Here is a 12,004-nt window from a genome sequence, read left to right on the forward strand (position 1 = left end):
GTGAAAAACGCGATGTTGGTTTTTTTGTCATGACGCTCCCGTCCGATCTGCCCGCTGAACTCGCCCATCGTGGCGTGCGCCCGGCTGATCGCCTCGGTTTTACCCTGTTTCTCGCGGCGCTGATTCACCTGGCCTTGCTGTTGGGCGTCGGTTTTACGATGGTCGAACCCAAGCAAATCAGCAAAACCCTGGAAATCACCCTCGCCACCTTTAAAAGCGAAAAGAAGCCTGAGAAAGCCGATTTTCTCGCTCAAGAGAATCAGGAAGGCAGCGGCACCCTGGATAAAAAGGCAATTCCCAAGACCACCGAGGTCGCGCCTTTCCAGGACAACAAGGTGCAGAAAGTCACGCCACCGCCAGCGGCCAAGCCTCAAGTGGAGGCCGCACCGAAGGCAGCCGTGACGACCGTCGCGCCCAAGCCGAAAAAGGCCGCGGCCAAAACCGAAGAACCCAAACCCGTCACCAAACCCGCCGTCGCCGCGCCGACGTTCGACAGTGAACAGCTGTCCACCGACATCGCCAGCCTGGAAGCGGAACTGGCCAACGAACAACAGTTGTATGCCAAGCGCCCGCGAATCCACCGCCTGAGCGCCGCGTCGACCATGCGCGACAAGGGCGCCTGGTATAAGGACGAGTGGCGCAAGAAGGTCGAGCGCATCGGTAATCTGAATTACCCCGACGAAGCGCGACGCAAGCAGATCTACGGCAATTTGCGCCTGATGGTTTCGATCAACCGCGACGGCTCGCTCTTTGAAGTGCTGGTGCTGGAGTCATCCGGACAACCGCTGCTGGATCAGGCGGCGCAGCGCATCGTGCGGCTGGCGGCGCCGTTTTCACCGTTTACCGGGGATTTGTCGGATATCGATCGTCTGGAAATCATCCGGACCTGGAAGTTTGCCCGCGGGGACAGACTCTCCAGCAACTGACACCCCACAAATCCCTGTGGGAGCGGGCTTGCTCGCGAATGCGGTCAATCATTCAACATTGATGTCGACTGACACGACGCCTTCGCGAGCAAGCCCGCTCCCACATTTGACCTGTGCCGACTGCCAAATTGCGCCATCCTCAGCTTGTCAGTTCGCCCCTCCAACGCCACACTAGCGCTCATGAAGAACGTCAGCCCCAGCTACCTCAAGCATCAATTCCTGATCGCCATGCCTCATATGGTCGACCCGAACTTTGCGCACACCTTGACCTACATCGTCGAGCACACGGCCAATGGTGCCATGGGGCTAGTGGTCAATCGTCCGCAAGACCTCAACCTGGCCGATATCCTCGAGCAATTGCGCCCCGACATCGAACCGCCGGTGCTCTGCCAGCATGTGCCGATCTTCATCGGCGGCCCGGTGCAGACCGATCGCGGTTTTGTCCTGCACCCCTCGGGGCAGAGTTATCAGGCCACCGTTGAGCTTGATGAGAAACTGGCCTTGTCGACCTCCCAGGACGTGCTGTTCGCCATCGCCGACGGCGTCGGTCCGGCGAAAAGCCTGATCGCCCTCGGATACGCTGGCTGGGAAGCCGGGCAGCTGGAAGCCGAACTGGCCCAGAACGCCTGGCTGACCTGCCCGTTCGATGCCGATATTTTGTTCAACACCAGCAGCGAACTGCGCCTGGAAGCAGCGGCCAAGCACCTGGGTGTCAACCTCAGCCTGCTGACCAGCCAGGCGGGACACGCCTGATGGCCCTGCGCCTGATTTTGGGTTTCGACTACGGCACCAAACAGATCGGCGTTGCGGTCGGCCAGGTGATTACGGGCCAGGCCCGCGAGCTGTGCACCTTGAAGGCACAAAACGGTATTCCCGACTGGAATCAGGTCGAAGCCCTGATTAAAGAGTGGAAACCCGATGCCGTGGTGGTGGGCCTGCCCTTGAACATGGACGGCACGCCGAGCGACATGTGCCTGCGCGCCGAGAAATTCGCCCGCCGCCTCAACGGCCGCTACAACCTGCCCTTCTATACCCACGATGAACGCCTGACCACCTTCGAAGCCAAGGGTGAACGACGTGATCGTGGCGGACAAAAGGGCAGCTACCGCGACAACCCGGTGGACGCCATCGCCGCCGCCCTGCTGCTGCAAGGCTGGCTCGACGAAAACACCGCACTGTTCGAATCCTGAAGAGCCGCAACACGCGTCTCTACTTAGCGACAACCCGAGCCACCTCTCTAGCAGAACCCGGCTCGGGCCCAAGAAGGAGCAACCATGAGCCTGCCCAATCCCGCCGAACTGATCAGCCAGATGGCGACCCGTCTCAAGGCGCACCTGGAACACCGTGGCATCAGCGAGCCGCGCTACATCGGTATTCGTACCGGTGGCGTCTGGGTCGCCCAGGCGTTGCTCGATGAACTGGGCAGCGACTCGCCCCTCGGCACCCTGGACGTCTCCTTCTACCGCGACGACTTCAGCCAGAACGGCCTACACCCACAAGTGCGCCCGTCCGCCCTGCCGTTCGAGATCGAAGGCCAGCATCTGGTGCTGATCGACGACGTGCTGATGAGCGGCCGGACCATCCGCGCCGCCCTTAATGAGCTGTTCGACTACGGCCGCCCGGCCAGCGTGACATTGGTGTGCCTGCTGGACCTGGACGCCGGCGAGCTGCCGATCCGCCCGAACGTGGTTGGCGCGACCCTGTCGCTGGCCGCCCACGAACGGGTGAAACTGTCCGGCCCGGAACTCAAGCTCGAACTGCAAGACCTCGCCCTTTAATTCGCCCTATTGAGAGTCCCCCTCGCGATGACGCCTCTAGAAACCAAGCGCCCGCTGCAGCTCAATGATCAGGGCCAGCTGCGCCACTTCCTCTCGCTCGACGGTTTGCGCCGCGAGCTGCTGACGGAAATCCTCGACACCGCCGACTCGTTCCTCGAAGTCGGCGCCCGGGCGGTGAAGAAAGTCCCGTTGCTGCGCGGCAAGACCGTGTGCAACGTGTTCTTCGAGAACTCCACCCGCACCCGCACCACCTTCGAACTGGCCGCCCAGCGGCTGTCGGCGGACGTGATCACCCTGAACGTGTCCACGTCGTCGGCGAGCAAGGGCGAAACCCTGCTCGACACCCTGCGCAACCTGGAAGCCATGGCCGCCGACATGTTTGTCGTGCGTCACGGTGACTCCGGCGCGGCGCACTTCATCGCCGAACATGTCTGCCCGCAAGTGGCGATCATCAACGGCGGCGACGGCCGTCACGCCCACCCGACCCAGGGCATGCTCGACATGCTCACCATCCGTCGGCACAAGGGCGGCTTCGAAAACCTTTCGGTGGCTATCGTCGGCGACATCCTGCACTCGCGTGTGGCGCGCTCGAACATGCTGGCGCTGAAAACCCTCGGCTGCCCGGACATCCGCGTGATCGCGCCGAAAACCCTGCTGCCGATCGGCATCGAGCAATACGGCGTGAAGGTCTACACCGACATGACCGCAGGCCTGAAAGACGTCGACGTGGTGATCATGCTGCGCCTGCAGCGTGAACGCATGACTGGCGGCCTGCTGCCGAGCGAAGGTGAGTTCTACCGCCTGTTCGGCCTGACCACCGCGCGCCTGGCCGGGGCCAAACCGGATTGCATCGTCATGCACCCGGGGCCGATCAACCGCGGCGTGGAAATTGAGTCGGCAGTGGCCGATGGCCCGCACTCGGTCATCCTCAATCAAGTCACCTACGGCATCGCGATTCGTATGGCTGTGCTGTCCATGGCCATGAGCGGGCAGACTGCCCAGCGCCAATTCGAGCAGGAGAACGCCCAGTGAAGCTCAGCATTCTCGGCGCCCGCGTCATCGATCCGGCCAGTGGCCTGGATCAAGTTACCGATATCCATATTGAAGCCTGCAAGATCATTGCCCTTGGCGCCGCGCCGGCCGGTTTTGTCGCCGTCGACACCCTCGACGCCAAAGGCCTGGTCGCCGCCCCTGGGCTGGTTGACCTGAACGTCGCCCTGCGCGAACCGGGCTACAGCCGTAAAGGTTCAATCGTCAGCGAAACCCGCGCCGCCGCGGCCGGTGGCGTCACCAGCCTGTGCTGCCCGCCTAAAACCAAACCGGTGCTGGACACCTCGGCCGTGGCCGAACTGATCCTCGACCGCGCCCGCGAGGCCGGCAACACCAAGGTGTTCCCGATCGGCGCCCTGAGCAAAGGCCTGGACGGCGAACAGCTGGCCGAACTGGTCGCCTTGCGCGATGCCGGTTGCGTAGCCTTCGGCAATGGCCTGGACAGCTTCCGCAACACCCGCACGCTGTGCCGGGCGCTGGAATACGCCGCAACATTCGACCTGACGGTGATTTTCAACTCTCAGGACCATGACCTGGCCGAAGGTGGCCTGGCCCACGAAGGCCCGACCGCCAGCTTCCTCGGTTTGCCGGGCATTCCCGAAACCGCCGAAACCGTGGCCCTCGCACGGGATCTGCTGCTGGTCGAGCAAAGTGGCGTGCGTGCGCACTTCAGCCAGCTCACCAGCGCCCGTGGCGTCGCCCTGATCGCTCAGGCCCAGGCTCGCGGCCTGCCGGTGACGGCCGATGTCGCCCTGTATCAGCTGATCCTGACCGACGAAGCGCTGATCGACTTCAGCAGCCTCTATCACGTCCAGCCGCCGCTGCGCACCCGCGCCGACCGCGATGGCCTGCGTGAAGCGGTGAAATCCGGTGTCGTCTCGGCGATCTCCAGCCATCACCAACCCCACGAGCGGGACGCCAAACTGGCGCCGTTCGGGGCCACCGAACCGGGCATCAGCAGCGTTGAACTGCTGCTACCGTTGGCAATGACGCTGGTGGAAGACGGTTTGCTGGATCTGCCGACGTTGTTGGCGCGATTGAGCACCGGACCTGCCGAGGCGTTGCGCCTGCCGGCGGGCAAACTGGCGGTAGGTGGACCGGCGGACATCGTGCTGTTCGATCCGGCGGCGTCGACTGTGGCTGGTGAAACCTGGCTGTCCAAAGGCGAAAACTGCCCGTTCATTGGCCACAGCCTGCCGGGCGTGGTGCGTTACACCTTGGTGGATGGACGCATTAGCCACCAGGCTTAAGACCGCGTCGCTGCAATCGCGAGCAGGCTCACTCCCACAAGGACCGCATCAACCCTGTGGGAGCGAGCCGGCTCCGGGCGGCGATCCGACGATGACTTACTGGAAAGCGCCTCGATTCTGCGCATTGCGAATCGATACCTGGTCATTCAGCGTCCAGAAGTCATACAGCACCCCCAGAAAGAACAACCCACCCGTCAACAGATACAGCAATCCGCTGATCCACTTCCCCTGATACATCCGGTGTACGCCGAACACCCCAAGAAACGTCAGCAGAATCCACGCTACGTTGTATTCGATAGGCCCCGCGGTGAACCGCAGGTCTGCTTCACGGTCCATGGCCGGGATCAGAAACACGTCGATCAGCCAACCGATACCCAACAAACCGAAGGTGAAGAACCAGATCGTCCCCGTCACCGGCTTGCCGTAATAGAAGCGGTGAGCGCCGGTAAAACCGAAAACCCACAGCAGGTAACCGATCACTTTGCTGTGCGTGTCTTGATGCGGAACGGGCTGTTGATAGGTGTTCATGAAGGACCTCGATTCACACGATAGATAAATATTCTTTAAATCTTTGTGACTTTTTTACAGGTTGCCGACGTATGGCAAATGCTACCTTGTGTCCCGTGAAAGCCTTGTACCACAAGCGTTGTGTCCGACAATCGCGTCTATTTTCCGCTTATTTGGTTCCGTTGACCCCAAGGTTGAATCGACCAACGGCCTCGGAAGGGCCAAAAAAGCTGTTATAAAGTTGCGCGCTAACTTATATGAGCCTTGCCTAATGCGTCCATTTTTCAAGACATGGCTAACCATTTGCCTTTTGATGCCACTGGCCGCCCACGCCACCAATCGTGAGCAACGTCTTCCTAACGTTAATGGTTACACCCAAAAATCCCATGTTTCTGCTCCTTCGAGCAAAAACAAACAGACCGTAAAACGCGCCCCCCTGCTGAGCAGCAGCAAAAGCGGCCTGGTTCCGCCGATGGCGACCAAGGAAAGCAGCAACGTGCTGAGCCGCGCCGTAAACGTCCTCGGTACTCCTTACCGTTGGGGCGGCAGCAGTCCAAGTAAAGGGTTCGACTGCAGTGGCTTGGTGAAATACGCGTTCAACGACGCCACGTTTGACCTGCCGCGCACTTCCAACGCCATGGCCAGTGGTCATGGGGAGAAAGTCGATCGCAAGGATCTGAAGCCTGGCGACCTGATTTTCTTCAACATCAAGAGCCGTCGGGTCAATCACGTTGCCATCTACCTGGGCAACGACCGCTTCATCCACGCACCACGTCGTGGCAAGTCGGTGACCATCGACACGCTGAAAAAACCCTACTGGGAAAGCCACTACGTGGTTGCCAAGCGGGTTATGCCGAAAGAGAAGAACGCCATACAGGTTGTTCAACGCTGATTTGAAGCAAGATCAAAAGATCGCAGCCTGCGGCAGCTCCTACACGGGACTATGCATTTCCCTGTAGGAGCTGCCGCAGGCTGCGATCTTTTGCTTTCAAGCCTCAAAAACCATCCGGCGTGCGCGCCTTCTCCCGCGCATGCTCGCGGCTGATCAAGCCCTTGTTCACCAGCTCCTTCAAGCACATATCCAGCGTCTGCATCCCCAGCCCCCTCCCGGTTTGAATCGACGAGTACATCTGCGCCACCTTGTCTTCGCGGATCAAGTTACGGATCGCCGACGTGCCGAGCATGATTTCGTGGGCCGCGATCCGCCCGCCGCCGATCTTCTTGACCAACGTCTGCGACACCACCGCCAGTAACGACTCGGACAGCATCGAACGGACCATCGACTTCTCGTCCCCCGGAAACACGTCCACCACCCGATCGATGGTTTTCGCCGCCGATGTCGTGTGCAGCGTGCCAAACACCAGGTGACCGGTTTCGGCGGCGGTCAACGCCAGGCGAATGGTCTCGAGACTCCGCATCTCCCCCACCAGAATCACGTCCGGGTCCTCCCGCAGAGCCGAGCGTAGAGCCGTGGCGAAGCTGCGCGTATCACGATGGACTTCACGCTGGTTGATCAAGCATTTGCGCGACTCGTGGACGAACTCGATCGGGTCTTCGATGGTGAGGATGTGCTGATGGCGATGGGTGTTCAGGTGATCGATCATCGCTGCCAAGGTGGTGGATTTGCCGGAACCGGTCGGACCGGTCACCAGCACCAGCCCTCGCGGCGCTTCGGTAATCTTGCGAAACACTTCCCCCATACCGAGGTCGTCCATGCTCAGGACCTTGGACGGAATGGTCCGGAACACCGCGCCAGCACCGCGATTGTGGTTGAACGCGTTAACCCGAAAACGCGCCACGCCGGGCACGTCAAAGGAGAAGTCGGTCTCCAGGTGCTTCTCGAAGTCCACCCGTTGCGTGTCGTTCATGATGTCGTAGATCAGCGCCTGCACCTGCTTGTGGTCCAAGGCCGGCAGGTTGATGCGCCGCACATCGCCGTCGACCCGAATCATCGGTGGCAGGCCGGCAGACAGATGCAAGTCGGATGCGCCCTGTTTCGCGCTGAAACCCAGCAGCTCAGTGATATCCATAGCGTTCCTCAATTCCAGTAGAATGCCGCGAACCTTCAGCCGCCGGCGCCTCTTGATGTCCACGATAGCAGACAACATTGCTCAGGTTAGTTCACGCATCCACGCTGCCGCCCTTGCCGCAAAACGCGACGAAGACAGTGTCCAGCTGCTGGCTGTGAGCAAGACCAAGCCCGCCGAGGCCCTGCGCGAAGCGTATGCCGCCGGGCTGCGCGACTTTGGCGAGAACTACCTGCAGGAAGCCCTGAGCAAACAGCTCGAATTGGCCGACCTGCCCTTGATCTGGCACTTCATCGGCCCCATTCAATCGAACAAGACTCGCGCTATCGCCGAGCACTTCGCCTGGGTGCATTCCGTGGATCGTTTGAAAATCGCACAACGCCTGTCCGAACAACGTCCTGCCGATTTGCCGCCACTGAACATCTGCATCCAGGTCAACGTCAGCGGTGAAGCCAGCAAGTCCGGCTGCACCCCGGCCGACCTGCCGGCCCTGGCCAATGCCATCAGCGAACTGCCACGCATCAAGCTGCGCGGGCTGATGGCAATCCCCGAGCCGACTGAAGATCGCGCCGCCCAGGATGCCGCTTTTGCTGCCGTACAAAGCCTGCAAGCCAGCCTGAACCTGCCGCTCGACACACTTTCCATGGGCATGAGCCACGACCTTGAGTCGGCCATCGCCCAAGGCGCCACTTGGGTCCGTATCGGTACGGCCCTGTTTGGCGCCCGCGACTACGGTCAGCCTTGAAAAATGGCTGACTCCTCTCTTTATAAGGACCTGACATGAGCAAGACTCGTATTGCCTTTATCGGTGCCGGCAACATGGCCGCCAGCCTGATTGGCGGCCTGCGCGCCAAAGGTCTGGACGCCGCGCAGATCCGCGCCAGCGATCCGGGCGCTGAAACCCGCGCTCGCGTGAACGCTGAACACGGTATCGAGGTGTTCGCCGACAACGCCGACGCCATCCAGGGTGCCGAAGTCGTCGTATTGGCGGTCAAACCTCAAGCGATGAAAGCCGTCTGCGAAGCGCTTCGCCCAAGCCTCAAGCCAAATCAACTGGTGGTCTCGATTGCGGCCGGCATCACCTGCGCCAGCATGAACAACTGGCTTGGCGCCCAACCGATCGTGCGTTGCATGCCCAACACCCCGGCGCTGCTGCGTCAGGGCGTGAGCGGCTTGTTCGCCACGGCTGAAGTGAACACCGAGCAACGCAAACAGGCACAAGAACTGCTGTCCGCCGTCGGCATCGCACTGTGGCTGGATGAAGAGCAACAACTGGACGCGGTCACCGCCGTCTCCGGCTCGGGCCCTGCATACTTCTTCCTGCTGATCGAAGCCATGACCGCCGCGGGCGTGAAGCTCGGTCTGCCAGCAGACATCGCCGCACAACTGACCCTGCAAACCGCTTTGGGCGCTGCTCACATGGCCGTGGCCAGTGACGTCGACGCTGCGGAACTGCGTCGCCGCGTGACCTCGCCTGCGGGCACGACGGAAGCGGCGATCAAGTCGTTCCAGGCCGGCGGCTTCGAAGCCCTGGTAGAAAAAGCACTCGGCGCCGCTGCGCACCGCTCGGCCGAGATGGCCGAACAATTGGGTCAATAAGGAGCCTTACATGATTGGATTGAACACTGCAGCGGTCTACGTGCTGCAAACCCTCGGCAGCCTGTACCTGCTGATCGTGCTGCTGCGCTTCGTGCTGCAACTGGTACGCGCGAACTTCTACAACCCGCTCTGCCAGTTCGCCGTGAAAGCCACCCAGCCGCTGCTCAAGCCACTGCGCCGGATCATCCCTAGCATGTTCGGCCTCGACATGTCCTCGCTGGTGCTGGCAATCCTCGTGCAACTGGCGTTGATGGCCCTGACCCTGCTGCTGACTTACGGCACCACTGGCAACCCGCTGCAGTTGCTGATCTGGTCGCTGATCGGCGTGACCGCGCTGTTCCTGAAGATTTTCTTCTTTGCCCTGATCATCAGCGTGATCCTGTCCTGGGTCGCACCGGGTAGCCATAACCCTGGCGCCGAGCTGGTGAACCAGATCTGCGAACCGGCCCTGGCGCCGTTCCGCAAGATTCTGCCAAGCCTTGGCGGCCTGGATATTTCGCCGATCCTGGCGTTCATGGTGCTCAAGCTGATCGACATGCTGGTGATCAACAACCTCGCCGCCATGACGATGATGCCGGAAATCCTGCGTCTGCTGATCTGACCCGGTGAGCTACTTTCGCTGGGACGGTGACGACCTGATTCTGGAATGTCACCTGCAACCGGCGGCCCGCAGCGATGATTTCTGCGGGCTGCATGGTGATCGATTGAAGATTCGCCTGACGGCACCGCCGGTTGAAGGCAAGGCCAATGCGTATTTGATAGCGTTTCTGGCCAAGGCGTTCGGGGTGTCCAAGAGTCAGGTGAGTTTGATTAGCGGCGAGTTGAACCGGCAGAAGCGGGTGCGGATTTGCTCGCCGAAGAAGTTGCCGGACTTGCCTGACCTGCTGCGCCCGGCAGGCTGACCGCGTCATCGTTCATCGCGAGCAGGCTCACTCCCACAGGGGAATGCAATCCAATGTGGGAGTGAGCCTGCTCGCGATTGCAACACCTCGGTCTAACTGAATGAAATCAGGCCCGGCCTTAGCTTGCTGCTAAAGGCAGCGGTCTTTAGACTTACGCCTCATTTCAACGAGAGCAGGGTCGATGCCAGCTGCCTTTCCCCCCGATTCTGTTGGTCTGGTGACGCCGCAAGTGGCGCACTTCAGTGAACCCCTGGCCTTGGCCTGCGGCCGTTCGCTCCCAGCTTATGACCTGATCTACGAAACCTACGGCACGCTGAACGCCGCGGCGAGCAACGCCGTGCTGATCTGCCACGCCTTGTCGGGTCACCATCACGCTGCCGGTTTCCATAGCCCCGACGACCGTAAACCCGGTTGGTGGGACAGCTGCATCGGGCCTGGCAAGCCAATCGACACCAACAAATTCTTCGTGGTCAGCCTGAACAACCTCGGCGGTTGCAACGGTTCTACCGGCCCGAGCAGCACCAACCCGGAAACAGGCAAGCCGTTCGGTGCCGACTTCCCGGTGTTGACCGTGGAAGACTGGGTTCACAGCCAGGCGCGCCTGGCAGACCTGCTCGGCATCAACCAATGGGCCGCCGTGATTGGCGGCAGTCTCGGTGGCATGCAGGCGATGCAGTGGAGCATCACCTACCCGGATCGCATTCGCCACTGCCTGGCCATCGCCTCGGCCCCCAAGCTGTCGGCGCAGAACATTGCCTTCAACGAAGTGGCGCGCCAGGCGATCCTCACCGACCCCGAGTTCCACGGCGGTTCGTTCCAGGAAGCGGGCGTGATCCCCAAGCGTGGCTTGATGCTGGCGCGGATGGTCGGGCACATCACGTACCTGTCCGATGACTCCATGGGCGAGAAATTCGGCCGGGGCCTGAAGAGCGAAAAGCTCAACTACGACTTCCACAGCGTCGAATTCCAGGTCGAAAGCTACCTGCGTTATCAGGGCGAAGAGTTCTCCGGGCGCTTCGACGCCAACACGTACCTGCTGATGACCAAGGCGCTGGATTACTTCGACCCGGCGGCGAACTTCGACGACGACCTGGCGAAAACCTTCGCCAACGCCCAGGCCAAGTTCTGCGTGATGTCCTTCACCACCGACTGGCGCTTCTCCCCTGCCCGCTCGCGGGAACTGGTGGACGCGCTGATGGCGGCCAAGAAAGACGTCTGCTACCTCGAGATCGATGCTCCGCAAGGCCACGACGCCTTCCTGATTCCGATCCCGCGCTACTTGCAGGCATTCAGCAATTACATGAACCGCATTACGTTGTGAGAAAGCCATGAGAGCTGATCTGGAAATCATCCAGGAATGGATCCCCGCCGGCAGCCGCGTGCTCGACCTCGGTTGCGGCGATGGCGAATTGCTGACCTGGCTGCGCGATAACAAGCAAGTGACCGGCTATGGCCTGGAAAACGACCCGGACAACATCGCCGAGTGCGTGGCCAAGGGCATCAACGTGATTGAGCAGGACCTGGACAAGGGCCTGGGCAACTTTGCCAGCAACAGCTTCGACGTCGTGGTCATGACCCAGGCGCTGCAAGCCGTGCACTACCCGGACAAGATCCTCGACGAAATGCTGCGCGTCGGTCGCCAGTGCATCATCACCTTCCCCAACTTCGGTCACTGGCGCTGCCGCTGGTACCTGGCGAGCAAGGGCCGGATGCCGGTGTCCGATTTTCTGCCGTACACCTGGTACAACACGCCGAACATCCACTTTTGCACCTTCGAAGACTTTGAAGCGTTGTGTCGCGAACGTGAAGCCAGGGTCATTGATCGGCTTGCCGTGGATCAACAGCATCGGCACGGGTGGGCCAGTAAGCTATGGCCTAATCTGTTAGGTGAGATCGGTATTTACCGTGTCAGCAGCCCCGGGCTGCAGGATCACAAGGTCGCTGTCTGAACCACGCCATTCCAAG

The 12,004-nt window shown here is 60.9% G+C and carries 15 protein-coding genes; 13 read left to right on the plus strand and 2 right to left on the minus strand.

The window, feature by feature from the left end:
* The first annotated feature begins 29 nt into the window (after positions 1–29).
* From ACYZTZ_RS26170 to ACYZTZ_RS26195, 6 genes are all read left to right on the plus strand, one after another.
* Positions 30–926, plus strand: coding sequence for an energy transducer TonB (locus ACYZTZ_RS26170; RefSeq protein WP_462000107.1), 897 nt, complete (start codon positions 30–32; stop codon positions 924–926).
* Between the two features lie 180 nt (positions 927–1,106).
* A complete protein-coding gene (locus ACYZTZ_RS26175; RefSeq protein ID WP_046045231.1) occupies positions 1,107–1,679 on the plus strand; it encodes a YqgE/AlgH family protein in 573 nt (190 codons plus the stop codon).
* Positions 1,679–2,116 carry a Holliday junction resolvase RuvX gene (gene ruvX / locus ACYZTZ_RS26180; RefSeq protein ID WP_005792259.1) on the plus strand — a complete coding sequence of 146 codons (438 nt, stop codon included), beginning with the start codon at positions 1,679–1,681 and terminating at the stop codon, positions 2,114–2,116. The genes ACYZTZ_RS26175 and ruvX overlap by 1 nt, the downstream gene beginning before the upstream one ends.
* An 84-nt stretch (positions 2,117–2,200) precedes the next feature.
* Entirely contained in the window at positions 2,201–2,704 is a 504-nt protein-coding gene (gene pyrR, locus ACYZTZ_RS26185; RefSeq protein WP_008152613.1) for a bifunctional pyr operon transcriptional regulator/uracil phosphoribosyltransferase PyrR, read from the plus strand.
* 27 nt (positions 2,705–2,731) lie between these two features.
* Positions 2,732–3,736 carry an aspartate carbamoyltransferase catalytic subunit gene (locus ACYZTZ_RS26190; protein ID WP_462000108.1) on the plus strand — a complete coding sequence of 335 codons (1,005 nt, stop codon included), beginning with the start codon at positions 2,732–2,734 and terminating at the stop codon, positions 3,734–3,736.
* The gene (locus tag ACYZTZ_RS26195) at positions 3,733–5,004 is read left to right on the plus strand and encodes a dihydroorotase (protein WP_008152614.1); all 1,272 of its coding nucleotides are present in this window, start codon (positions 3,733–3,735) and stop codon (positions 5,002–5,004) included. Before ACYZTZ_RS26190 ends, ACYZTZ_RS26195 begins: the two co-directional genes overlap by 4 nt.
* 96 nt (positions 5,005–5,100) lie before the next feature.
* On the opposite strand, the gene ACYZTZ_RS26200 is transcribed toward ACYZTZ_RS26195, so the two are convergent.
* A complete protein-coding gene (locus ACYZTZ_RS26200; protein ID WP_462000109.1) occupies positions 5,101–5,532 on the minus strand; it encodes an NINE protein in 432 nt (143 codons plus the stop codon).
* A gap of 250 nt (positions 5,533–5,782) precedes the next feature.
* Here ACYZTZ_RS26200 and ACYZTZ_RS26205 point away from each other — a divergent pair, with 250 nt between their 5' ends.
* On the plus strand, positions 5,783–6,403 hold the full coding sequence (locus ACYZTZ_RS26205) for a C40 family peptidase (protein ID WP_462000715.1): 621 nt from the start codon (positions 5,783–5,785) through the stop codon (positions 6,401–6,403).
* Positions 6,404–6,506: 103 nt separating this feature from the next.
* Here ACYZTZ_RS26205 and ACYZTZ_RS26210 read toward each other — a convergent pair whose 3' ends face one another.
* Complete coding sequence (locus ACYZTZ_RS26210) at positions 6,507–7,541, minus strand: type IV pilus twitching motility protein PilT (protein ID WP_462000110.1); 1,035 nt, start codon at positions 7,539–7,541, stop codon at positions 6,507–6,509.
* Positions 7,542–7,596: 55 nt separating this feature from the next.
* On the opposite strand from ACYZTZ_RS26210, the gene ACYZTZ_RS26215 reads away from it, so the two are divergent.
* The 6 genes from ACYZTZ_RS26215 to metW all read left to right on the plus strand — a co-directional run bounded on the left by ACYZTZ_RS26215 (position 7,597) and on the right by metW (position 11,988).
* The gene (locus ACYZTZ_RS26215; RefSeq protein WP_429533151.1) at positions 7,597–8,283 is read left to right on the plus strand and encodes a YggS family pyridoxal phosphate-dependent enzyme; all 687 of its coding nucleotides are present in this window, start codon (positions 7,597–7,599) and stop codon (positions 8,281–8,283) included.
* Between the two features lie 35 nt (positions 8,284–8,318).
* Entirely contained in the window at positions 8,319–9,137 is an 819-nt protein-coding gene (gene proC / locus ACYZTZ_RS26220) for a pyrroline-5-carboxylate reductase (RefSeq protein WP_056738949.1), read from the plus strand.
* A 10-nt stretch (positions 9,138–9,147) separates the two neighbouring features.
* Complete coding sequence (locus ACYZTZ_RS26225; RefSeq protein WP_008152625.1) at positions 9,148–9,738, plus strand: YggT family protein; 591 nt, start codon at positions 9,148–9,150, stop codon at positions 9,736–9,738.
* A gap of 4 nt (positions 9,739–9,742) precedes the next feature.
* Positions 9,743–10,039, plus strand: a complete 297-nt coding sequence (locus tag ACYZTZ_RS26230) for a DUF167 domain-containing protein (protein ID WP_415758753.1) — start codon at positions 9,743–9,745, stop codon at positions 10,037–10,039.
* 181 nt (positions 10,040–10,220) lie between these two features.
* Positions 10,221–11,360, plus strand: a complete 1,140-nt coding sequence (gene metX, locus ACYZTZ_RS26235; protein WP_462000111.1) for a homoserine O-succinyltransferase MetX — start codon at positions 10,221–10,223, stop codon at positions 11,358–11,360.
* A gap of 7 nt (positions 11,361–11,367) precedes the next feature.
* A complete protein-coding gene (gene metW, locus ACYZTZ_RS26240) occupies positions 11,368–11,988 on the plus strand; it encodes a methionine biosynthesis protein MetW (RefSeq protein ID WP_008152632.1) in 621 nt (206 codons plus the stop codon).
* Positions 11,989–12,004 lie beyond the last annotated feature (16 nt).

This window comes from Pseudomonas sp. LB3P58 (assembly GCF_054897895.1).

Excerpts from the sequence above, each read along its gene's own strand:
- ACYZTZ_RS26200 (WP_462000109.1), bottom strand. The coding sequence starts at position 5,532 with ATGAACACCTATCAACAGCCCGTTCCGCATCAAGACACGCACAGCAAA.
- metW (WP_008152632.1), top strand. The coding sequence starts at position 11,368 with ATGAGAGCTGATCTGGAAATCATCCAGGAATGGATCCCCGCCGGCAGC.
- ruvX (WP_005792259.1), top strand. The coding sequence starts at position 1,679 with ATGGCCCTGCGCCTGATTTTGGGTTTCGACTACGGCACCAAACAGATC.
- ACYZTZ_RS26190 (WP_462000108.1), top strand. The coding sequence starts at position 2,732 with ATGACGCCTCTAGAAACCAAGCGCCCGCTGCAGCTCAATGATCAGGGC.
- metX (WP_462000111.1), top strand. The coding sequence starts at position 10,221 with ATGCCAGCTGCCTTTCCCCCCGATTCTGTTGGTCTGGTGACGCCGCAA.
- ACYZTZ_RS26225 (WP_008152625.1), top strand. The coding sequence starts at position 9,148 with ATGATTGGATTGAACACTGCAGCGGTCTACGTGCTGCAAACCCTCGGC.
- proC (WP_056738949.1), top strand. The coding sequence starts at position 8,319 with ATGAGCAAGACTCGTATTGCCTTTATCGGTGCCGGCAACATGGCCGCC.
- pyrR (WP_008152613.1), top strand. The coding sequence starts at position 2,201 with ATGAGCCTGCCCAATCCCGCCGAACTGATCAGCCAGATGGCGACCCGT.
- ACYZTZ_RS26210 (WP_462000110.1), bottom strand. The coding sequence starts at position 7,541 with ATGGATATCACTGAGCTGCTGGGTTTCAGCGCGAAACAGGGCGCATCC.
- ACYZTZ_RS26175 (WP_046045231.1), top strand. The coding sequence starts at position 1,107 with ATGAAGAACGTCAGCCCCAGCTACCTCAAGCATCAATTCCTGATCGCC.
- ACYZTZ_RS26215 (WP_429533151.1), top strand. The coding sequence starts at position 7,597 with ATGTCCACGATAGCAGACAACATTGCTCAGGTTAGTTCACGCATCCAC.
- ACYZTZ_RS26205 (WP_462000715.1), top strand. The coding sequence starts at position 5,783 with ATGCGTCCATTTTTCAAGACATGGCTAACCATTTGCCTTTTGATGCCA.
- ACYZTZ_RS26170 (WP_462000107.1), top strand. The coding sequence starts at position 30 with ATGACGCTCCCGTCCGATCTGCCCGCTGAACTCGCCCATCGTGGCGTG.